This window comes from Listeria ivanovii subsp. londoniensis, assembly GCF_000763495.1.
Lineage (GTDB): Bacteria > Bacillota > Bacilli > Lactobacillales > Listeriaceae > Listeria > Listeria londoniensis.
This window is the reverse complement of the sequence record NZ_CP009576.1, coordinates 886,713-910,176: the sequence shown is the minus strand read 5'-3', so window position 1 is coordinate 910,176 and position 23,464 is coordinate 886,713. Positions and strand designations below refer to the sequence as shown.

23 protein-coding genes and 1 pseudogene are annotated in these 23,464 nt (G+C 36.1%); 1 reads left to right on the top strand and 23 read right to left on the bottom strand.

The features are described 5' to 3' along the window. Positions 1–16: 16 nt before the first annotated feature. Positions 17–667 (bottom strand): GntR family transcriptional regulator, encoded by a 651-nt coding sequence (locus tag JL53_RS04460; RefSeq protein WP_038406893.1) that lies wholly within the window; start codon positions 665–667, stop codon positions 17–19. A 21-nt stretch (positions 668–688) separates the two neighbouring features. Continuing rightward, positions 689–1,441 (bottom strand): hypothetical protein, encoded by a 753-nt coding sequence (locus JL53_RS04455; RefSeq protein ID WP_038408157.1) that lies wholly within the window; start codon positions 1,439–1,441, stop codon positions 689–691. Between the two features lie 159 nt (positions 1,442–1,600). Here JL53_RS04455 and JL53_RS04450 point away from each other — a divergent pair, with 159 nt between their 5' ends. Next, on the top strand, positions 1,601–2,713 hold the full coding sequence (locus JL53_RS04450; protein WP_038406892.1) for a GntR family transcriptional regulator: 1,113 nt from the start codon (positions 1,601–1,603) through the stop codon (positions 2,711–2,713). Positions 2,714–2,802: 89 nt separating this feature from the next. On the opposite strand, the gene JL53_RS04445 is transcribed toward JL53_RS04450, so the two are convergent. From JL53_RS04445 to JL53_RS04350, 21 genes and pseudogenes are all read right to left on the bottom strand, one after another. Further along, complete coding sequence (locus JL53_RS04445; RefSeq protein WP_038408156.1) at positions 2,803–3,831, bottom strand: glycoside hydrolase family 76 protein; 1,029 nt, start codon at positions 3,829–3,831, stop codon at positions 2,803–2,805. 3 nt (positions 3,832–3,834) lie between these two features. Further along, a complete protein-coding gene (locus tag JL53_RS04440; protein ID WP_003718919.1) occupies positions 3,835–5,091 on the bottom strand; it encodes an ABC transporter substrate-binding protein in 1,257 nt (418 codons plus the stop codon). Positions 5,092–5,112: 21 nt separating this feature from the next. Next, complete coding sequence (locus JL53_RS04435; protein WP_038406891.1) at positions 5,113–5,988, bottom strand: carbohydrate ABC transporter permease; 876 nt, start codon at positions 5,986–5,988, stop codon at positions 5,113–5,115. A gap of 11 nt (positions 5,989–5,999) precedes the next feature. Further along, complete coding sequence (locus tag JL53_RS04430; protein ID WP_038406890.1) at positions 6,000–6,890, bottom strand: carbohydrate ABC transporter permease; 891 nt, start codon at positions 6,888–6,890, stop codon at positions 6,000–6,002. Positions 6,891–6,906: 16 nt separating this feature from the next. Then, the gene (locus tag JL53_RS04425) at positions 6,907–8,205 is read right to left on the bottom strand and encodes a glycoside hydrolase family 125 protein (protein WP_003718916.1); all 1,299 of its coding nucleotides are present in this window, start codon (positions 8,203–8,205) and stop codon (positions 6,907–6,909) included. Positions 8,206–8,355: 150 nt separating this feature from the next. After that, the gene (locus JL53_RS04420) at positions 8,356–9,345 is read right to left on the bottom strand and encodes a lipoate--protein ligase (protein WP_038406889.1); all 990 of its coding nucleotides are present in this window, start codon (positions 9,343–9,345) and stop codon (positions 8,356–8,358) included. Positions 9,346–9,349: 4 nt separating this feature from the next. After that, positions 9,350–10,222 carry a metallophosphoesterase gene (locus JL53_RS04415; RefSeq protein WP_003718914.1) on the bottom strand — a complete coding sequence of 291 codons (873 nt, stop codon included), beginning with the start codon at positions 10,220–10,222 and terminating at the stop codon, positions 9,350–9,352. A 73-nt stretch (positions 10,223–10,295) separates the two neighbouring features. After that, on the bottom strand, positions 10,296–11,552 hold the full coding sequence (hflX, locus tag JL53_RS04410; protein ID WP_038406888.1) for a GTPase HflX: 1,257 nt from the start codon (positions 11,550–11,552) through the stop codon (positions 10,296–10,298). A gap of 329 nt (positions 11,553–11,881) precedes the next feature. Further along, positions 11,882–12,502, bottom strand: coding sequence for a flavin reductase family protein (locus JL53_RS04405; RefSeq protein ID WP_003718912.1), 621 nt, complete (start codon positions 12,500–12,502; stop codon positions 11,882–11,884). Between the two features lie 9 nt (positions 12,503–12,511). After that, positions 12,512–13,120, bottom strand: a complete 609-nt coding sequence (locus tag JL53_RS04400; RefSeq protein WP_038406887.1) for an alpha/beta hydrolase — start codon at positions 13,118–13,120, stop codon at positions 12,512–12,514. A 6-nt stretch (positions 13,121–13,126) separates the two neighbouring features. Then, positions 13,127–14,086: a ring-cleaving dioxygenase gene (locus tag JL53_RS04395; protein WP_038406886.1), complete on the bottom strand. Its 960-nt coding sequence runs from the start codon at positions 14,084–14,086 to the stop codon at positions 13,127–13,129. Further along, positions 14,086–14,973: a VOC family protein gene (locus JL53_RS04390; RefSeq protein ID WP_038406885.1), complete on the bottom strand. Its 888-nt coding sequence runs from the start codon at positions 14,971–14,973 to the stop codon at positions 14,086–14,088. Before JL53_RS04390 ends, JL53_RS04395 begins: the two co-directional genes overlap by 1 nt. A gap of 126 nt (positions 14,974–15,099) precedes the next feature. Further along, the gene (locus JL53_RS04385) at positions 15,100–16,080 is read right to left on the bottom strand and encodes an ABC transporter permease (RefSeq protein WP_038406884.1); all 981 of its coding nucleotides are present in this window, start codon (positions 16,078–16,080) and stop codon (positions 15,100–15,102) included. Further along, entirely contained in the window at positions 16,073–16,978 is a 906-nt protein-coding gene (locus tag JL53_RS04380) for an ABC transporter ATP-binding protein (protein ID WP_038408155.1), read from the bottom strand. Before JL53_RS04380 ends, JL53_RS04385 begins: the two co-directional genes overlap by 8 nt. Next, the gene (locus tag JL53_RS04375) at positions 16,950–17,774 is read right to left on the bottom strand and encodes an SGNH/GDSL hydrolase family protein (RefSeq protein ID WP_003718905.1); all 825 of its coding nucleotides are present in this window, start codon (positions 17,772–17,774) and stop codon (positions 16,950–16,952) included. The genes JL53_RS04380 and JL53_RS04375 overlap by 29 nt, the downstream gene beginning before the upstream one ends. 112 nt (positions 17,775–17,886) lie before the next feature. Next, entirely contained in the window at positions 17,887–18,498 is a 612-nt protein-coding gene (locus tag JL53_RS04370; RefSeq protein ID WP_003718904.1) for a nuclear transport factor 2 family protein, read from the bottom strand. Positions 18,499–18,583: 85 nt separating this feature from the next. Next, positions 18,584–19,264, bottom strand: coding sequence for a Crp/Fnr family transcriptional regulator (locus JL53_RS04365; protein ID WP_038406883.1), 681 nt, complete (start codon positions 19,262–19,264; stop codon positions 18,584–18,586). Between the two features lie 121 nt (positions 19,265–19,385). Then, the gene (locus JL53_RS04360) at positions 19,386–20,225 is read right to left on the bottom strand and encodes an alpha/beta fold hydrolase (RefSeq protein WP_038406882.1); all 840 of its coding nucleotides are present in this window, start codon (positions 20,223–20,225) and stop codon (positions 19,386–19,388) included. A gap of 129 nt (positions 20,226–20,354) precedes the next feature. Beyond that, positions 20,355–20,761, bottom strand: a pseudogene (locus JL53_RS16005) (AAA family ATPase). A gap of 162 nt (positions 20,762–20,923) precedes the next feature. After that, entirely contained in the window at positions 20,924–21,424 is a 501-nt protein-coding gene (locus tag JL53_RS04355) for a hypothetical protein (protein ID WP_038406881.1), read from the bottom strand. 26 nt (positions 21,425–21,450) lie between these two features. After that, the gene (locus JL53_RS04350; protein ID WP_038406880.1) at positions 21,451–23,451 is read right to left on the bottom strand and encodes an ABC transporter ATP-binding protein/permease; all 2,001 of its coding nucleotides are present in this window, start codon (positions 23,449–23,451) and stop codon (positions 21,451–21,453) included. Between the last annotated feature and the right edge of the window lie 13 nt (positions 23,452–23,464).

Here is a 23,464-nt window from a genome sequence, read left to right as displayed (position 1 = left end):
AAGGTGATGCTCATTTTTACCGATACGCGACTAAAACATGCGCGTCAATCACATCATCAATAATCTTTAAACATCTGTCATAATCATGCACATCAAGCGCATCAATGAAATTTTGAATATTATCGATTGTTTTAACCGAAGCATTTTGGGCGATTTTGATAACTTCCTCATCACCAAACTCTTTAATATTGCTGAAAAAGTCTTCGCTTATTTTTAAATAGTAATTATTTTTCAAATAGGTAAGTAAATCTTGTACAAACCATTTTTCATAATCAAAATATACTGTTGGGTCGCTTTGTTCTTCTTGATGTTTTATTTCTGCTAACTTACCAGTTACTTTTAACTTGTTATAACTGATTTTCTTTGTGCGGATTTTATGGATGGCTTGTTTCAAAAACAACCCTAGAATTTCCGTCATCTCAAAGTAACGTTCCTTATTGATAATACTGTCTCTAACAAACGCACCTCGAAAGTCATTATATTCCACATAACCATCTGCTGCTAACATACCAATAGCTTTACGAATCGGCGTACGACTAATATCTAATTGCTGTGAAAGTGTATTCTCAATTAAACGATCACCTGGCTTTAGTTCCCCGTTACGAATCTTCTTTTTGATTTCCCGATAACAAACACTTTCTCTCGTCTCTTTGCGTTTGGTTGTCATGATGATGCCTCCTAAATATGTCTACAAAAAGGATCTAGATGTAATAATCTCTTTTAAAAAATCGTTTTCACTCACTTTCCTTTCCATTGCCAAAAATGGGTGATAACTGGTATTCTCACTAACTAGCATAGCTGTTTGAATGGCAATAATTTCTTTTGTTAGCTCGTGCTCTTTTCTTTTATTTATTTCTGGTTTCGAACGAACTACTCGCATCATAAAAGTTCCAACCGCATAAAGAATAATCGCGAGTACAATGATTAGCACTGCAGCAATGAGTCGTTCTACCACATTCTCTACTAAAAATAGAAATGAGCCACCCAGAATAGCGAGAAAAACTGCAACAAAAACGCCTACCACTGAATTAAGTGGTTTATCATTTTTCTTTTCTTCTGCCATTTCCGAATGAATAAAGCGAAGTAGTTTTTCCAAGTCATCTCTCGTACTAAAACCACTTTTTTCTAAATAAGCAAATAATAGATAACGTCGCATCATTGTAAATTCCGAGAAATTTCTTAATTGATAACGCACACAAATGAATTTCTTCGCGCGTGTATAAATCAAGATATAGTAAAAGAGCGGAATACATAATAAACTTAGTAAAATTGCTGGAATAAAAAAACGAGAATCCATCAGCTCGATAACAACAATGTCACCAATGATTAAAAGTAATACTAGCAAAAAAAATGTTCTCCAAAACCCCTTCATAAAGCTATGTATTAAATTCCAGTTTCCTAATTTTTTAAAATAAAAATCATTTAATTTTTTGATGGCCATTTCTACACCTTTTCCTTTTTTCCTAGCTTTAAGTTTAACATGAGTCATCCATTTATTAAAGTTTGTAAATGAATTTTCACTTTTTTATTGTAATTAGTTTACTTTGGCGTCGAAAATAAATATAATTAATATTATAAAATATATTTAATGGGTGAGTAAATGAAAAAACTATTGTATCAGCAAGTCTATGACCAACTTAAACTGGCTATTCAAGATAGTGAAATCCCAGTTGGAAATAAACTGCCAGCAGAAAAAGAACTAATGGATCAATTTGATGTGAGTAGTATTACGCTAAAAAAGGCACTGGAACTATTAAAAAAAGATGGTTATATTTCCAGACGTCCCCGTGTTGGTACTTTCGTTATTAGTGCATCTCCAAATAGTGAACAATTGGAAACTAGAATGTTTGATAAGCCTCTATTTGGTTGTATTATCACTAACTTCGATGACACTTTTGGCACGATTTTACTTTCGGGAATGTTAGAGCATAGTAACTCGAAGGCACATATTGTTGTTAAAAAATCACTTGGGGATACCGAACGTGAAGAAGAAATTTTACAGGAATTTATTGAAATGAATGTAGCTGGTATACTGATTTTACCTGCTAGTTCAAAATTTGTTTCGCCAACTTTGCTGGAACTTGCTTCTCAAAAATTCCCCTTAGTTGTTATTGACCGCACATTGGAAGGTTTACCAATTTCATCAATTAGCTCCGATAATACGGAAGCGGGTAGGATTATTACCGAAAAGTTATTTGAGCTGGGCCATAAACATATTGGGATGATTACTTCTACAAGTCCTGTTTCAACCCTGGATAGTCGTGTGAATGGCTTTATCCGTGGACATGCTTCATTCCATACGGCATTTCATTCTGATTATGTATTTCGCGAAATCGAGTCAGTAATGCCCAATTCAACTGTTTCAATTCAAACGGATATTAATAAAATTGCCCTGTTTTTAGAAACGCATCCAGAAATTACCGCACTGGTTGCAACAGAGTACAATATTGCGCTGTTAATAAAGCAAGCTTGTATTAAACTGAATAAGCGCATCCCTGAAGATTTATCGGTTGTTTGTTTTGATCACCCAGATAATTTCTTTGATGCATCTGCTTTTCGTTTTACCCATATTAAACAAGCACAATATAAAATCGGTGTTAAGGCGGTTGATATGTTGTTAAAACAAATTAATCAACCTGACGCGTTTAAAAAAGAAATGTTACCCCCACTTCTTGTCGAGGGAGATTCTGTCAAAGCACATAAGAAAAATTAAAAAAGCCTCCACTACTGTCGTAATCTCCAAAAGTCAGATTAAGCATTCTAACTTTTGGAGGTCGATTCACTAGTGGAGGTATTTTTTATTTATTTTTCTAGTTTTGCTGCCATCTCAAGTACTATCATTCCACTTAACTCTGCTGAATAAGGAATTTGACCACTTGGTTTTTCTTTCCAGTTCATTCCCATTAGCAAGTATCCGTCAACCATCGCATTGTCAATTAACACTTGGCAACTACTTGTAACAAAATCCCGGAATGTTTGATTATTTGTTTCTTCAATTAAATCAGTAAAGTAACGATAAAAAATCCCTTTGAAAAGTCCTTCGTCCCCGCCACTTCCTTCTTCTTTGAAAATACCGTTTTCAGTTAGCTCTTGCAATGAAACCTCTGCTGTTTTGTTGGCCATTTCAAGGTATTTACTTTCTTTTGTAATTCGGAAAAGCTCTAAACTTGCACCAATGTATACACCTTGATTATAGGTAAACTTCCATTCCATGTCGATAGCGCCATCTTCTAAACGGTTAATCCCATCTTCTACAAACCCATCGGCACGAACAAGGACTTTTGTTTGCCATTCATAGGTTTTAAGCGCCCAATCAAGGTATTTTTGTTCGCTTAGCTCATTATAAAGCCAGCATGATAAAATGATAAATGGTGCATTCACTGGGGTATTTTTATAATACATTTGCGGTCTGCGCCAAGCAAATCCTCCACCCATCGTATCATTCCAACCAGTATCAACTAAATCTTGCCATACTAACTTTGCGTCACTCAAATAGATATCTTTACCAGTTACTTTGTATAACCGGAAAGCTGCAAGTGCATTCCACAGCATATCATCATAGAAATCATGAATAAGTGTTCCGCCATTACGGTTCTTATTATGAGCATATGTCCATTCTGCTACCTCTAAATCAGCTTGCTTATTTGTCCGCAAGTAAGCATCTAATCTTACTTCTACTAGATGTGCTAGCCACCAATAATTAAAAACTTTATTATCTTCCTCAATATTTTTGATTGGATAAAAGTTATTTAAAAACTGCTCTTCTGTATCAGCTTTATAAAATTTCTCTAAACTTTTTTGTCCTAAAGTTGCATAATCTGACCATTTCATCAATTATTTATCTCTCTCTTCTTTTAAAATTTGATTACCTTCTTTTTCCGATTGCGATAAAGCTTTTTCAGCACTAATATTTCCGTTCATGAATTTTTCGAATTGTGGTTTCATCGCTAATCCTTCAACGTCTGCGTAACCAGCTACAGTTGGACGGATTTTCGCATATTTCATCGTATTAACAAAAACAGAGTAGTTGGGATCATCTGTGAAATAAGCATCTTCAGCAGCGACTTTATTTGCTGGTAACCAACCGCTAATTTTAGCAAATTCTACCCCATTTTCTGGTTTTGTTGTCCACCATTTCATAAAGTCCCATGCGCCATCTTTATGTTCTGCTTGTTTTGGCATTACTAAACCAAATCCGCCCATGATTGCGCCTTTATCTCCATCTGGTCCTGTTGGTGGTTCTACTACACCATAGTCAAGATCTTCTACTTTATTGTAATCAGCAAGTGCCCATGGTCCATTAAATGTCATGGCTTCTTTTCCTGCAGCAAATGCATCTGTTCCATCATCAAAACCACGTTGATACACTTTTAAATCATTTTGCATTTTATCCCAATAATTAAGTACTTCTAACCCTTGTTCTGAATTAAAAGCTGTTTTTTTGTTGTCACTAGTTACTAACTCTCCACCCGCTTGCATTAAGTAAAGATTGAATAAGCCCACATCTTGTAATGACATACCTGCTTGTGTCATCTTTTTACCGTCCCATTTAGAGGTTTTCTGAGCTGCAGTAGCAAGCTCGTCCCAAGTTGTTGGTGGTTCAACGCCTGCTTCTTTAAGTAATTTCTTGTTGTAAAATAAAACACGGTTATCATTTAAAAGTGGCAAACCATATAATTTATCGTTGTATGTCATTTCTTTAACGGATTCTTCATAGAAGTCACTTAGTTCCACTTTATCGTCTTTAACTAGCTTATCTAGAGGTTCAAGCACATCTTTTGGAGCATAAAGTGCCGTTTGATAACGATCCCACATAATTAGGTCTGGAAGTTCTCCACCAGCAATTCCTGTTAACAGTTTTTCTTCTACATTTTCTTGTAATACATATTTTACTTTATAAGTGTCTTGAGATTCATTATAACTAGCAATTTGCTTATCTAATTGTTTAATTTGATCCCCTGACCATGACCCCCACATAATAATTTCTTCTTTTCCATCTTTTTCTTTACTACTAGTATCTTTGCCACCACCACAAGCTGCCAAACTAAGTAATAACACTGTGCCAAGAATTGCTAAAAGTACTTTCTTCATTGTATACACTCCTTTTTTCGTTTATTTACCGCCGTTATGGGCAATACCTTCGACAAAATATTTCTGTGCAAAAATAAATACAAATAATACTGGAACTGTGGAGATAATTGTCCCCGCCATCAGTGCCCCGTAATTCGCGCTCTCATTATACTGGAAGGAGGCGAGTCCGACTTGCACGGTCATCATTTTCTGCGAGTTGAGGACAATCAATGGCCACATAAACTGATTCCACCCTGCTTGAAAAGTCATAATTCCAAGTGTAGCAAGGGCAGTTTTTGCAAGTGGCATATAAATTTTCCAGAAAATCTTAAATTCAGAGCAACCATCAATTCGCGCTGCTTCTGAAAGTTCATCTGGAAGTGTTTCAAAAAATTGTTTCATAAAGAAAATTGAGAACGCGCCAGCTGCTCCGGGAATTAGAATTGCCCAGTAAGTATTAATAAAACCCATTCCACCATGACCAGTAATATCATTTCCACCCATCAGCGGAAAATTCTTTAAAACTAGAAAAGAGGGAATCATTGTTACAACTGCGGGAATCATCATACTTCCTAGGAATGTCATAAACAATCCTTTTTTTCCTTTAAATGGCAACTTAGCAAAGGCATATCCGGCAAGTGAGCCGAAAAATAGATTTGTTAATACACCACCAACTGCAAGTATCAGTGAGTTTACTAAATAGCGTGCAAATGGAGTCGTACTAAAGACATCTTTGTAATTATCCCAAGTAAACATTTTTGGAATTAAATTCATACTATTACTCAAAATTTCACTTGCTGGCTTAAATGATGTTGATAAAGTCCAGATAAGTGGAAATACCGTAATTACGCTAATTAATATGACAGCAATGTACCAAAGTACCGATTTACTTATTTTTTTCAATTTTATGGTGTTCATTTTAAGCCTCCTTAAACTGTCCTATCTTCTTTATTTATGCGCATATTAATAATCGAAAATACTAAGATGATTAAAAATAATACAAAAGAAATCGCGGAGGCGTAACCCATTTTCAAGCCACCAAAGCCTTCATTGTAGATATAATAAACAAGTGTAATCGTTGAGTTCCCTGGTCCGCCCTTCGTTAATACATACGCTTGGTCAAATACTTGAAATGCATTGATAATTAACATTGTTGTCACAAGAAAAGTTGTTCTTGAAAGTGATGGCCAAGTAACATAGCGAAATGTCTTCCATCTAGATGCGCCTTCGATTTTTGAAGCTTCATATAAATTGGCTGGAATTCCTTGAAGCCCTGCAATGAAAATCATCATATTTGTTCCAAAAGTCATCCAGACGCTCATCACAACAATTGCAAACATTGCCCAATTAGAATCATAAAGCCAAGCGGGACCATTTATCCCAAACCATCCTAACACACGATTAATTAAACCGTACTGTGGATTTAAAAGCCAATACCAAATTGTCGCCGTAGCAACTGTGGAACAAAGTACTGGAACATAAAAGAATGTTCGAAATAACCCTGCTCCTTTTTTACTCATATTTATTAAAATAGCTGCTCCAAGTGATGCTACAAGCCCAAGCGGAACAAATAATGCTGTATAAACGATTGTATTTTTCAATGAAATGAAGAAATATGGATCGTGGAACATCTTGACATAGTTATCAAAGCCAATCCAATTTGGTGTATTAATAATATCGTAGTCGGTAAAACTTACTACTAGCGCCATACCTATGGGCAAAATCATAAAGATTGCTAATAATAAAACAGGAAGAGCAATAAAAAGATACGCCATTCTTTGTTGATGTACTTGGACAGATTTATTTCTAATTTGTGCCATGATTAGCCTCCTTTCGTTACTTCGGTAAAGCACCCACCAACTTGAACCCTGCTGTATCAAGCACTAATTCACAAAACATCATATTCGCCCATGAAAACCATTCACGAGTAAAGTCTGCTGGATTATCTGGGTGAAATGATTCATGCATTAAGCCAGTATCTGCATCCGTTCTAAGCAACATATCAAGAATGCTATTTTTTTCCGTTTGGTCTGTTGCAGTTAGCCCCTGAATTGCAAGTCCAATTGGCCAAATATAACCGTTTGGTGTATGAGGACTACCAATACCCTTTGCATGTTCTCCTTCAAAATAATATGGATTATCTTTACTTAAAATATAATTTCTTGTATTTTGATAGATTTTCTCTTCTTTCTTGCTATAGCCAATAATTGGCAGTGAAAGTAAGCTCGGAACATTAGCATCATCCATTAATAATTGATTACCAAAACCATCAACTTCAAATGCGTAAATCTCTCCAAAAGTCGGATGGTTATACGTGCCAAATTTCTCAATTCCAGTTTGAATATCGGCTTTCAAAGTAGCTGCTTGTTGTAATGTTTCTTTTTCATCTGGATAAAATGCTTCGATAATTTCTTTCGCATAGCCTAGCACCACAACTGCAAACATGTTAGATGGGATAAGATAGCCATATTCACATGCATCATCACTTGGTCTAAAACCAGACCAAAGCATTCCCGTATAAGTTGTTTCGGTACCTCGGCCATCTCGTTTTAATGTGTCGGACGGTACACAGTCCATTCGTTCAAATCGATAAGTAGATTTTGTTTCATGATGTTGTTCCACTTGCCATAATGCAAAAATTGATTGCAACATTTTTAAAAAGGCTTGATCAAATTGTTCTGTTCTGCCTGTGATTTTCCAAATATAGTATGCTAATTGAATTGGATAACATAAGGAATCAATTTCATATTTTCTTTCCCAAACTTGTGGATGCATTTCTGTAATATCTGCTTGATGTCCGGCACCATTAGCAGTCTCATTAAAGGCATTTGCATAAGGATCAATCGCTACTAATTTAGCTTGTTCTTTACTAAGACCAATTAACATCGATTGAATTTCTTCATTCTCTGCTGCAAAAAATAAAAACGGACGAACCTGACAAACTGAATCACGTAGCCACATCGCCGGAATATCACCAGTTAAAATAAATGTCATCCCGCTTTCACGAATTTTAATAGTTGTATCTAGCGTATTAATCATGCAACGCTCATACATTTCTACTAACTTAGGATTATGTAATTCCTTTTTTATTTGTGCCGCACTTGATTGGATAAAAGCACGATTTTTAATAACCAAATTCTTCACTCCATTTCAATTAATTATACTTAATCATTATTTATCATATTTAAATAATACTATATATATTTAATTCCTGTCAATATAAAAATGAAATCGTTTTCTTTTTATAACAAAAAAACTCTGAGTGAAGCTTCTCAGAGTTTTTTCTTATTCAAATAACATATCAATAATTGCTTCTTTTTTAATATTTCCAAAGTATTTTTTCATATCGACTGATTCAAAAATATTACTAACCGTTTGTCGTTCGAAACGAATTCCACTCATTTGATTAGCTAATTCAGCAACATCTTCTGTACCAAAAAAATCACCATAAATTGTCGCTTCTTTTATTCGACCTTTATTTAACTCCAATTGAAATTCAATTGTGCCTGCTGGAAATCTTTTTTTGCGTTTTATGCTAGCTTTAGGTGACTTTCCATAGGTCCAATCCCAGTTGCGGTAACGTTCCACACGTAATTTTTCGATACCGTCCATATCCGCTTTTGTAAAATGATACCGCGGAATATTTGTTGTACCAAAAATTGATTCTAATAAAATTTGTTTAAAAGAATGAATATCCATATCTTCTGCTAAATGTTCACGTATCGTTGTCACACGGCTTCGGACAGATTTCACGCCTTTCGATAGATACTTTTCTGGGTCAACTTGCAATGCTGCTTCAAGCCTATCTAGATCAACATCAAAAAGTAGCGTTCCATGGCTATAAAGTCGACCTTTTGTGACAAACTGGGCATTGCCACTTATTTTCTTTCCATCTACCTCGATATCGTTACGACCACTTAACTTGGCATTTACACCTAAATTTTGAAGAGCACGAATCACAGGTTCTGTGAATTTAGCGAAATTTTGAAAGCTATCTCCATCATCTTTGGTAATCATACTAAAGCTGATATTTCCCTCATCATTATATACCGCTCCACCGCCAGAAAGTCTTCGCAGTACGTCAACATGATGCTGCTCCACAAATGTATGATTGATTTCTTCCAGCGTATTTTGATTTTTACCAACAATAATCGTTGGTTTCATGCGATAAAACATAAAATACGTTTCATTTTCATCTAAAAAACGCAAAGAATATTCTTCCATTGCAAAATTATATGCTTGATCAAGCATATCTTCATTATCTAAATAAATCACGTTTTTAAGACTCCTTTTTTGCTTTAAGTGTAATCTGTATCACTTCTGGGTCGTTGAAAAGTCGTGGGATTATAGTAGCATTTCCAAGTCCACGGCTAACAATTAGCGCTTTTTGGCCAGCACGATGAATACCTGCTGTCCATTTTGGTAAAAAGCCTTGACCAGGAGCGAATAATCCTTCTGTAAGCGGAAATCTAAATTGACCTCCATGAGCATGACCAGATAATACGACATCAACCGGATAGGCTTGATATAAGGGCCAAAACTCCGGCCGATGCGCAAGTAAAATCGTAAAGTAATCAGGTGATAAATGATACGTTGCTTCGTCAAGTGATGCCGTTAATGCTTCTTTTTCCCATTCGCTTTTTGGTAAATCGGCTGCTAACCAATCCTCTTTCGAAAAACGTGGATCCATTACGCCTGCAATCATAATAGCAGCGTCATTTTTCTTTAGAAAGTAGCGTTCATTCTCAAGTACTGTGACTTGATGAGCTTCCATATCCGCCTTAAAATCTTCATAAAAAGCGCTTCTACCTTCATGATTTCCGCTCACATAAAATGTCGGAAAAGCTTTTGCAAGTTTTCGTACTAAAGCCATTGCGACAACAGGAGATTCATCCCCGTCCAGTATATCACCTGTTAAAAATACGGCATCTGGAGCTAGTTCATTCACCATACTTAACAAAGGATTATTATATAAACCAAAACTTGCACTGTGCAGATCTGAAAGTTGAACAAAGCTTGCTCCATCCCATTCTGCTGGTATTTTATCAGACACTATTTCATAATTAGTGCATGTTAAATGTTTTGTCGACCAATACGCATACCCTGTAAAAGCAGCTACTGCCCCGAGTATACCCCAACCTGTTTTTTTCATAGATAGAATGCTCCTAACTAAATTTGCTGTATGGTTCATTATAGCAAATCTAATAAGAACTCGCTTTATTTAATTACACTTCTATCTGATATTTTTTTAATTTTTGTAGGTCTGCCGGGCTCACTTCTGCTAAGATTTTTGTTCCATTTTCCAGATACTCAGTCTCCAAAACTTTGGCATGATCATTTAAATAAGCAACAATTTGCCCTGCTTCAAATGGAATCAGATATTCACATTTTTCATAGCTAGCGAATAGTTCTTTTTTAATGATTTCAGTTAAAAATGCTAGACTTGGTTGTTCTCGTGCGGAAAAAACGATTGTATTGTCGGTTTGTTTTGGATAGATTTCGTCCTCTAAAAGGTCTGCTTTGTTATAAGCATAAATAACGGGAACATCTTCTACACCAACAGCTTTCAATGTTTCTTCGGTTGTTTTCATCATCGTTTTGTAATGCGGATCAGAATAATCAACTACATGAATGAGTAAATCTGCATCACGAGCTTCTTCTAGCGTGGAACGAAACGCTTTGACAAGTTGATGTGGTAACTTACTAACAAATCCAACTGTATCTGTTAGTAAAAATTGTTTATTGTCTGGTAACACGATTTCGCGGACGCTCGTTTCAAGTGTCGCAAAAAGCATGTCCTGCTCAAAAACTTGTTTATTTGTTGTTTCACTATAAGCTCGTACCAAACCGTTCATCGTAGTTGACTTCCCAGCATTAGTATAACCAACAAGTGATACGACCGGAATTTCATTTTTCTTCCGTTTACGACGACGTACTTCGCGGTCATCCACAAGCACGGCTAACTCTTTTTGTAAATGACGAATTTGATCTTTAATCGTTCTACGGTCTGTTTCAATTTTCTTTTCTCCAGATCCCCGGTTGCTAAGCCCGCCTTTTCCGCTTTGTTGATCCATATCTTCGCCTTGCCCAAAAATTCGTGGTAGTTCATATTGAAGTTTTGCAATTTCTACTTGAAGTTGGGCTTCTTTTGTTTTTGCTCGATTCGCAAAGATGGCTAAAATCAATCCCGTTCTGTCCATCACATCCAGTTCAAGTGCTTCTTCTAAGTTTCGTATTTGTGACGGCGATAGTTCATCATTAAAAATAATTAACTGAGCTTCTTGCATTTCTGCTAGCCCTTTAACTTCATCTACTTTTCCTTTACCAACATAGGTTGCTCGGTTTTCACGATCCATATTTTGTCGCAGTTCTCCCACAACTTTCATATTATTTGCAGCCGCTAAGTTGGCTAATTCTTCCATTGAATAATCAAAATCTTTTTGTTTTTGGCTCACACCAACGATTAATACTTTTTTCTCCATAAAAAAGGACCTCCTGAAATAGTTTCAGCGCGGTCAGGGTTTCTGAGTAAAATAAAACACAAAAATAGCATCAAAAAGATACTAGCTTGCTGTTAAAAAAGGGAAAACTCCCCCTTATTCTACCCATATTTATTTTGGGTGCCATACATGCACGCAAGACCAATCCCGTTATCCATACTAAATAAGCATAGATATTCCCGCACTATTAAATTAGTTGCATAGATTCTTTGGGAAACGTAGTCTAATGTAATGCATGATGGACAACCCTCCGTTCGATTTAAGTTGCTCTTAGTTTAACATGATGGCTATTGTTTCGCAACTACTTATTACTAAATTGGCCGTTCCAACTGAAAAATTTCACCTAGTTTTGTATAATCATTTCCAGCCATTCGTCCAACTGGTGCCAGTGCTTCTGGTAAAATGTATCCATTCTCTTTATCAAAAACTGTATCGTCTACTTCATATGTTTCTACACGTGCAAGTATTAAGTCAGCCACCACTTGTCCTTCATCATCAGCAATTGGAATTAACGCCTCTAACTTAGCCGTTAATACGATCGTTGCTTCTACAATTTTAGGTGTTTTCATCTCTGGTACAGGCGCTAAATGTAAATTAGTAAGTGTCATTTCACTAACGTCAGGAGCCAGTCTAGCAGCAGTTTTATTTACTTCTTCTACTATTTCTTCATTCACAATATGAATATTTAGCTCTTTAGTAAAAGCAGCATTTCTTGCAGTATCTTTCTGCACTCCGTTTACACGCTGAACGGCAATGGAAATAATGGCTGGATCACTTGAAACTATATTAAAAAAACTGAATGGGGCAGCGTTCACCGTCACCCCATCTTCAGCAAGTGTTGTTACAAAAGCAATTGGTCGCGGAATAATACTTCCTGTCAAAAATTTATAATTCTCTTTTTGTGTTAAATCAGCACTTTTAAAAATAGCCATCTGTCTACCTCACTTTTGGTTGTTTTGATACCATTTTTTTGCTTCTTCTAATTCTTCCATTGTTAATGCATGCCCTGCAGCTGTCCAAACTGTTTCTACTTTTGCTCCACGTTTTTCTAGAATTTCCACAAGTTCTTTGGAAGCTTCCGCGGTAATTAGTGGGTCATTTAAACCTGCTGATAAAAAGACACTTCGATGGTTAATTGAAAAATCTGGTTGGTTATTTCCTGCTGGCATTGCATGAAACAAAATTGCTTGGTGAAAACTATCTTCTGCTTGAAGTAAGGCATTGGCAGCAATATTGGCTCCATTAGAATAACCAACTGCAATAATTTTTTCAAAATCCAGCTCATATTTCTGCGCTAATTCCCGTGTTGTGTCAATTAACTCTTTTGTTTTAATCTCTAAATCATTTAAATCCAAACTGCCATCATGGAATCGTTTAAAAAATCGATTTGCACCGCCCTCTTTAATATCACCCCTTAAAGAAAGAATTGGCGCATCACTATTGATAAATTCAGCTACTTCGATAAGTGATTTCTCATCTCCACCTGTACCATGAAGTAATAATAGTGGTGCAAGGTCGTTCTTCTTACCTGGAATAAAAAGATGTTCCATGGATATTCAACTCCTTTTTGTATAAATGGGACGAACCATTTTTTCGATTTCTGCTCTTTTTGGTTCTAAAAATGGTGGTAAAGCAAGTTTTTCTCCTAGCGTTTCATAAGGTTCATCGTTTGCAAATCCTGGACCATCTGTTGCAAATTCAAATAAGATTCTCTCTGATACTGGAACATATAGCGATTCAAAATAAAAACGATTTACATAGCCAGAATTTGGTATTTCAATGGTATTCATTCGTTCAATCCATTTTTGTAATTCATCATTATCTTCTACACGAAAGGCTACATGGTGAACGCCGCCATATCCTTGCATCGCTGCAGGAATATCGGTTCTTTCTTCAACGATAACCTGTGCGCCATTTCCACCTTCGCCAACTTCATATAAATGCAAACTATTTTCTTCTGCTACTTTTCTAAAACCAAATATTGATGATAAGATTGCCTCCATATTAGCTAATGAACCTACTGTTAAAAATACTGGTCCTAAACCGTAAATAGCATATTTTTCTGGAACTGGTCCATTTTTCCAAGGGGTTCCTGGGGCTACACCTTCATTATTTTCATCTGAAATAAGTTGTAGCTGTTGGTCATCAAAATCCTGGAATGTTAGATATTTTTTACCAAATAGCGTTTTAATATCACCATGTGGAACTTCTAACTGGTTAAAACGATTAAGCCAATATTCTAGTGCGGCATCTGTTGGTACACGGAAAGAAACACGCGAAATACTATCTGTACCATGTCGTCCTTTTGGTAAATTCGGAAAATCAAAAAATGTCATATCTGTTCCAGCAGACCCTTTATCATCTGCAAAAAACAAGTGATACGTATGAATATCATCTTGGTTTACAGTCTTTTTCACTAAACGCATTCCTAAAACTTCTGTGAAAAATGCATAATTTTTTTCAGCACTACTTGTCATCGCTGTTACATGATGGATTCCTTTTAACTCTTTAATCATTATTTTTCTCCTCCAAAATAAGTTTCAATTTCCGTTCTTTTTTCTTCTAAAAAGCTTGGTAAAGCAAGTTTTTCTCCGAGTGTTTCCAGTGGCTCATCAAGCGTAAAACCTGGTTCGGCGCTTGCAAATTCGATTCGCAGTCCACTCGGTTCTTTAATATATAAACTTTTAAAGTATTCTCGGTCCACGAATTCTTCTATTTTCAATTTGTTTTGAAATGCTATTTTGTGAAGCTTATCAACCGCTTCTTTTGTTTTGACTGTATAAGCAATATGGTCAATCGTTCCTCGACCAGTTCGTGATTTTTTCTCTGACCTTGTTTTATAAAGCCTAGTAAAGCTCATTTGGCTACTATCTACTAATACCCCATTATGACTTTCTAATCCAAAATAATTCGTAAAAAATTGGCTCGTTTCAATTGGGCTTGGTACGTGATAGTCTGCTCCGAGAATCCGAACGATTTGTTTTGCGCTAACTATATCAGTATGGATGGTAGGGTGCGATGTGGTTTCAGCAATTTCCATTAGGATGATACCCATTCGGTCGGGATCGTATAAGATTAAAGCCTTCTCTGTTTTTTCAAAAGGTATAGTAAAATCGGTTAGCCTTTTTTCCCAGTAGTTGGTTGTGTCTTTAGGTATTCCTAACGTGATATTACCAAAATAGGACCGTTCGTAATAACTTGAACCAATTTTTGGAACTTCAAAAAATGTGAGCAAAGTTCCTGGAGTACCTGCATAATCTCCATAAAACAAATGTCGCATCTTAATATTTGCTTGATTGACTGTATTTTTGACGAGCCTAAGCCCTAATATATCTGAATAAAAATGGTGATTTAGAGTAAATGATTTGGTTAATGCAGATATGTGATGTATTCCTTGAATCATTGGTTTATACCTCCTTTTTGATTACTAACTAAAGTTTATAACTAAACTATTGAAAAAGAAAGTGATATGCTCACAAAAAGTAAGTAACTTTTATTGCACGTAAAAAAGAGCGCAAATCTGCGCTCTTTAATAAACATCTCTTTTAGTGAAAATAAAGTAAGATAAGACGAATGCGACTAACATCCATACTGTTAAGACGAGCATCGAAAAATTCAACGTCATTCCTTCCACTGGTGGACTGGATCCGTTTAAATAGTTGGTAAGTTGTAGATTAACCATAAATAAATATTTCGCACTTGGCCAGGAGCTGACGAGATTGGTTAGGATTGTTCCAGTAATTAAGGAAGCAAGCATAATCCCCATGACGGCTGCTGTCGAACGAACGAGAACCGACACAAACATTGTAAGCACACCGACAACGACACTAACAAACCAGGCAAGACCGAATTCCATTAATAAAAGTTGCCAAACTGGAAGCTGGTATACGCCTGCTGTACTTATTGCTCCATCTTTTACACTAAATCCAGTAAGGACTGGAGCATTCCAGCCACTATAACCGAAAACAACTCCCGAAATCAAGTAGGCGATAACTGCCGATAAGATCATTATCGCCGATATCGAGAGGAGCATCGAAATATACTTACTCGTCAAAATTCGCCACCTTTTCACGGGTCTAGTGAGTAAAAATTTCATCGTCCCAGCGCTTGTTTCTGCGGAAATCAAATCAGCAGCTATAACCATAATAAACAGTGGAAATAACAAACTAATCCCATTTTCGACAAATGTTTTTAAGAAAGTGGGGGCGCCTGGTGCATTTGGATTAATATCTTTATCCAAATAATATTGAAGTTGTCCGACTAGCACTTTAAAGTATTTTTGATATTCTTCTGGAAGTCGTCCTGTACCGAGCCTATTTTCAAGGTCGACAATCTCTTGTTGGGTCTGTACGTGCCAATCACTTGTCCCTGCTTGTTTTTCATCTTCCTGATACTGTCTGAACTGTGCATAGGTAAAAATTGCAACAATAATTGCAACAAGCGTCAGGATAACAATTAATCTTTTTTTGCGCCAGAGTTTTAGTTGTTCATTATAGACTAAATTAATCAATAGACTGACCTCCTGTTAATTCTAGGAATAGGTCTTCTAGAGAAGGTTTGCGTTTATCAATTTCGTGGACTTGAATTCCTTGTGCCACTAGCTGCTCGTTCCACTCTGCACTCTTTTCGTTCATCGGAGTCACTAGGCATTCCTCGTCGATTTCAAGTGTCGTTAGTTTTTCTAGAATTGTTTTTGCCTTTTCAAAAGGGGTTACACGCCAGCGAAGTTGTTCACGGGAATTGAGTAAATGCGACACTTGATCGGTTTTAATAATCGTTCCGTCTGTCATAATCGCGACACGGTCACAAAGCAATTCAATTTCACTAAGTAAATGAGAGGATACAAGTACGCTAATTCCTTCGTTTCTGGCGAGTGCGCGGATAAAGTCGCGCATTTCGTGGATGCCAGATGGATCAAGCCCATTCGTCGGTTCATCAAGAATTAATAATTTCGGTTTTGAAAGTAACGCCTGGGCAATTCCAAGCCGTTGACGCATGCCAAGCGAGTAAGTAGAAACACGATCATTTATTCGTTTTTCTAGACCTATTAATTCAGTTACCTCTTGGATTCGTTCTTTTTTTATGGATGCATCCATTCGAGCAAAATAAGCGAGATTTTCTTGTCCGGTCAAAAATCCGTAGAATTCTGGATTTTCAACAATTGATCCAAGGCCTCGCATTGCTTCTGTAAAATTTTTCCGAATATCTTTTCCGCCAATTAAAATTGTTCCTGATGTTGGCTTAATTAGACCAACAATCATCCGAATGGTTGTTGTTTTCCCAGCTCCATTTGGTCCAAGAAATCCGAATACTTCTCCTGGCATGACTTCAAAAGAAATTCCTTTAATAATAGCTCGTTTGCGAATTTTTTTATGTAAATCAGTTACTTGAAGTGCTGGATCCGTCATCATTTGCTCCGCCTCCTGTCTGGATAACTTCTGTCACTCGGTTACCAATAAACTGATATCCGGCATGATTCGGATGAAATTTATCTGTTGCTAAATATGCTTCTCCGTTTTGCTGAAATAAATCAAAAGTCGGGATATAAATGATCCCCTTTTCTTTTTGCGTTAAGTTTTGGCTGTCCATATTCCACTTCGCCACCACGCTCGACATTTCGGTTGCATTTTCCAATGTCATAAATGGATTATAAAGACCAATATGGAAAACTGGGGCAGTGGGGTTTAACTTCTGAATTGTTTGGTAGATTTGCTGCAAATTTTTTTCATAGCTAGTTTCCGCTTGTTTAATAGCATCACTAGCGAAATCATCTAGCGCTTCCCCACCGCGAAACAAATCGTTTCCACCGATTGTCATCAGAATAATGTTCGCTGATTTAATTTGATTTTGTACCTCTTTTTGATCAAGTTGTTTCAATAGTTGCTCCGATTTTGCGCCACTAATGGCTAAGTTCACCTGCTCTACGTTTTTAGTAGCTTTTTTATAATAATCTTCCACAACTCGAACATAGCCGCCACCTTCTATATCGCCCACCCCATAAGTCAGCGAATCCCCAAGTGCTGTAATTTTAAAAGTAGCTTGTTTTTTATCAACTTTTGTGTCACTTTGCTTTGTCTCTTTCTTTGTTTCACTTGCTGGATGATTTTTTTGTCCAAACCAGATGGAACCGACGCCAATAATGCTTAGAATAAGAGCTATAACTGAAAAAAACAGTAAAAATTGGACTGTTTTACTTTTTTCCATTGACTAATCACCCGCCTTTTATGAGCTTTATTTAGGACTAAGTATACCATATTTCCTGTTTTAACACGCTTCATAAAAAGGATAGCTAGTTTTGAATTAGCTACCCTTTCCCTTATTGCAACAACCATTCATCTGCTTCTTTGAAAAATTCAGTCACTTGTTCCGGCCAATCAATTCCTGGTAAGCTATTGTCGATTTCATAGCCATTTAATGTTAAAGAAAGTGCTAAACAAGCATAACTTTTTCTGAAATCGGCTAATAGATTGGCTGAGACATTGGCATTTTCACTTGGCACAACAGGGGTTAGCGAGTCTTTTTCATAAACGCCTTCAAATGCTTTAATATACCAAGATCCGTCTATTCGTTCGACACGTGTAACCAACTTAGCATCTGAGTTTAATTCCATTTCCACGCCATTTATGATAGAACGTGTTTGGATTGTCGCTTGCATGATAGTAACAGCGCGGTTACCGTTAATCCAAATTTGCGTGTTATAGATTTTGTGTGGTGCTGGATTAGTCATCTTTTTAGAAGCTTCGATAAATCCATGGCCAGTCCCTTGAAACCAAGATATTTTTACACTAGAATCTTTCATAAAACAAGTTTCCATCGCATCCCAAAGTGCATTATCTCGGCAAAATCGCTCAAATTGAACCAATTCTAAAATATCCGCTTTGGCACGCATTGTTTCATCTGTATAAGGTAAATTTCTCGTCAATAACATTGGATCTCCTCCATATTCGGTTTAATACAGCTAGCTTATCATTTTGCCTATGAAGAAGATGTAACAGTGGTTACGAAATCGGTTTTTATTCGATAAAAGCATCAAAAATAACTACATCTAAAATTATGACTTTATTTCCTTCGATTTGAATGATATTTTCTTTTTGCATTCTACCAAGTTCTCTTGAGAGTGAGGGCCTAGTGATATCTAAATAATCGGCAATTTCTTCTCTAGTTTCAGTTAATTCAATACTTCCATCTTCTTGTTGTAATCCTAATAAATAATTACTAATTTTGGCTCGAACGGAATCCTCTGACGTGATCCGTACTTTTTCACCGATATATTCAAATTTTCTCGTTACGCTTTTTAGTAAGTTTACTAATAGACAGTTTTGAAGGGTTAAATCTAATTGTTGTAGGTTTTCTTTTTCAATCCCACTAATTTCGAGAACGGTGGTTGGCTCTAAAGCAATCGCATATTCCCAAAAAGGATTACGGTGAGAAAAATAGTAAATTTCACCAGTAATCTCTCCTCGTTCTGACACACTTTTCCCAAGAATTCGTTTACCACTAATGGTGTTTTTCGCAATCGCCACATTTCCATTCACTAAAATAAAAATTTTCGTTGCTTCTTTTGTATAAAATAAGATTTCATTATTTTTATAATGTTTTTCTCTTACGGTAATTTGGGTCATTAATTCGGTCAATTGATTATCAGTAAGATCTTCACATAATTGGCTTTTTTGCAGTTCTGTTCGAATATCCATCATGTTTACTCCTTTGAAAGAAAGTTGTTTTTTCTAGGTAAGCATAGACCACTTTCTTTCAAATAGCAATTTCGAACAAAAAAATCCCGCTAAATTTTTTATTTAGCAGGATTTCTTTCCTTTAGCGCCACATTTCCAAAAGTACTTCAGCAAATCCAGCAGGTTTTTGAATGTACCCTAAATGTCCACCCGGAATCTCTACGATTTCAAGTCCAGTTTGTTCGGATAAATATTTGTTTACATCTTGCGGGAATGAACCTCTAGAGTCAGTCCCGTTTAGTAAAGTAATTTTTTCAATATATGGCTTGAAATCCGCTACTGAAATGTCAGAACTTGTATATTGGCGAATTTCGTATTGGAACCAGTATTTCATTTGTTTCGTTACTGGATCTTTTTCTATCGCATCTTCTGTAGATACTGCTGGTTTGGACATACTTAACGCATCAATTGGTGCAATATGGAGTGTTTTTCCAAATAGTTGCATCGCCTCAGCCATATTTTTATTTATCGCAGTTTGGACGATTTCTTCATTGGAATCTTGCCATTTTTTTGCATCTGGTAAAAAAGTATTGATTGGCGGTTCGTGAAAAGCAATTTTTTTAACCACTTCTAGATAATCTTTAAGTACATGCATAGCAACAATGGACCCTGAGCTGGAACCTAAAATATAGACTGGTTCGTCGCTTACTTCTTTTGCGAGTGCCGCAATATCTGCTGCATCTCTTTTCACTCGGTAGTCATCATCAGCTAGGCTTGCACGTTCGGGTAAAGCTTCGGTTACTTCACTTTTCCCATAAGCACGACGATCTACAGTTACTACAGTAAAATGTTCTTGCAATTCCGCTGCGAGTGGCAAAAAGATATCACCTGTACCATTTGCACCGGGAATAAAAATAAGTACTGGCCCTTGTCCAACTTTTTGATAGGCTAAATTTGCTCCTTCTAATTTCAAAATACTCATTAAAACCATCTCCTCTAATTTATCTAGAATATAGTCATAGTATAAACAGTAATAACCATTAAATCTGTAACCGCGGTTACGAAAAGTAAAAAAACGATGTAACGAAAATGATTATATCGTTTTAGCAGTTTAGCCAGCAACAATTCTTAAGGCTTTGCAATATTTTTTATAAACTCTATAACTTTCAATTATGTAGGTTTCGCCTTTATACTCTTTTTCCAGCAATTCCTCTGTTGGTATTCCCGACCGTTTATTATACTTCACAGCATCCATTAAAAATGATCATTCCAATTTCCCCTCACATCCTTTTGCTATTCTGTTTTTTTGCAAACAAGTATGTAAACCTTCTTGTCATGATATTGATAAGATAACTGCTTCCAATTTTTTCCAAAATATTTTATCTAAGTGATATGCTTCCATAGATAAGTATTTTCCTAGTTTGGAGGAAAACGTTGACTTTCCGGCACCATTAGGACCAATTACTAAAATTCTTTGTTTGTTTTTAATTTGCTTTGTAAATCGTTGAATTGATTCATGTCAGCCACCTCTCGTTCTTTGGCATTTTTAATCGAATTAGCTCGCCCAAACATTTAGAAGGGATAATTATATCAACTAATTGCTTATTATGAATTTATTCCAACTAAAAAAGTGTAATATGACAAGGATTCCTCATCATATTACACTTTTGCAATTCATATTTACTTCAAAATCGCTTGTGACAAATCATCTACAAAATCTTGTTTATTCTCACTTTTCGATGCTTCCGATATCGCATCTACATCTTTTGGTTGCTTGTCCCAGCGTCCAGAATCAGCGGTAACAGCGATATGGATCCCTTTGTCTTTGTTATCATTCATAAAAGTTGTGACATTTTCAGGGATATCATCCGATTGAACGGTGGTAAATAGAACTATTTTGTCATAATCATCGGCATTTACTTTATCTAATTTAGTTGTATCCATAATCGAAATATGAACATTTTCTTTTGCCATATCTTGTTTTATTTGGTCAATCACACTATCTTTAAAATCACTTCCCTGTGTTGCTAACAATACGTGATTTCCAGTTGCTGATTCATTTATTTCTTCATTTGCGATCACGTTCATTGATTTTAAGAAGCGATAAGAAAGCATCACTCCGGCAAATATAACTACGGCAATTCCTACAATAATTAAACTGATTTTTACTGATTTTTTCATATTTAAATTCCTCTTTTCATTTTTTGTTATTCTGATCGTAATGCTTCCGCAGCATCAAGTTTTGCGGCTTTATTACTTGGATAGATGGAAAAAATAAAGCCAATCGTAATGGTTATTGCAAGTGTAACTAAGAAATTCCAAACCGAAATATGAATCATATCTTCAAAGCCGATTTTTGTTTCTAAAATTGGACTAACTAATTTGGCAATCGCCATTGCTACTGCACCAGATAGTACATTTGCTAAAATAATAATGTAACTCGCCTCCATCATAAATAAACCGCGGATATGACGTTTACGATAACCAATGGCTCGGAATACACCAATTTCTCTGGTTCGCTCTACGACACCAATATAGAGCACAATCGCAATCATCACGCCTGCAACTGCTAAAGAAAGTCCTGCTACAAAGGCAATTAAATAGACAATAATATCGGTAAATTGGCTAAAGGTATCTACAAAAGCATTCGCATTTGTAATCGAATAATTGGCCCAGTTCTTATCATTTTCGTATTTTTCTACTACTTGTTCTGCTTGTTTGGTTGTTTCTGTAAAAGCATCCACAGATAAAATTGGTTTTTCTATCCCGGTATTTTTTATAAAATCGTTCATTGTTTTGGTGGAAACATTAAATCCACTTGCAAAGCCTTCTTTTGATGGATTAGTGATACCAGTGATGACTGTTTCTGTTTTGACGGTGCTAGTTGTATCACTGTTTCTACCAGCGAAAAGCAAGGTTATTTTTTTACCAATTAGTTTGTCACCATCTTTTTTCGTTAGCTCAGCTGTATCTGATTTTCCGAGTGCCTTTCTAGCAACACTTGATGGAATGACTACTCCGGCTTCATCGCTTTTGACCATTTCTCCACTTAGTAAATATTCATCTTCCACTGTTAAATCTTCATAACGAGCTGGTTTAAAATTTGCCTCTTGCATTTCATTTGATGCACCTTTTAAATCTTTCCCATCGTATTCAAATTTTATTCCTTGAATCGTTGTACGCTCGTATACTTCTGAAATATTTTCATCTTGATACAACTGCTTAATTTTTTTAATTTCACTTTCGGTTAAAGGCGTCGTTGGTTCAGGTGACTTTGAACCACCATCTTCCATATAATAGGTCGTAATTTGATTGGGTGAAAAAGTTGTTCCAAAAATCTGGGATAGGCTTTGATTAACCCCATTTCCAAGACCAAAAGCTAGCAAAATAGCGATAATTCCAATAGACGTTCCAAGTGCAACGAGCAAGTTTCGAAATTTCCGATTGAAGAAGCTTCGAAAAGAAATCTTAGTAATTGCCAAGCCATTTAGGCGTAACTTTTTTTCTTTTTTCAGACTAAAATTTTGGTCTATAACTTGTTTTCTTTCAAATGAAACTACTTCGCCATCTGCAAGTCGTAGTACTACATCGGTTTGATCAGCAATGTTTAAATCATGTGTAACTACAATGACAGTTGTTCCTTGTCGAGTTAAGTCTTTTAGCAAGTTAATAATCTCAGCCGACGTAACGCTGTCAAGTGCGCCAGTTGGTTCATCAGCAATGATCATGTCTGGATTATTGGCCAGTGCTCTAGCAATTGCAACTCGCTGCTTTTGTCCACCAGAAAGTTGGGACGGTTTTTGTTTTTCAAAATCTGCTAAACCGACCTGACGAAGTAATTCTAGCGCACGGTTATTTCGTTCACTTTCTGACAACGCCGGGTTCAAATATAATGGAACTTTCACATTTTCAAGAACGGACATATGGCTCACTAAATGGAAACTTTGGAAAATAAAGCCAATATGATTAAAATGATATTTGTCTAAATCAATTGCTTGTAAATCTTCTCCATTGTAGAGAACTTTTCCAGTGTAATCCGTATCCAGTCCACTAATAATATTTAATAATGTCGACTTACCACTTCCGCTTTTTCCGATAATGGCTGCGAATTCTCCATCGTGAATGGTCGCATCAATATTCTTCAAAACAGGTATTTCTGTCTTCTTTCCTAACTTATAAGATTTTTGTAGTGATTTAATTTCTAACATTTATTTTTCCCTA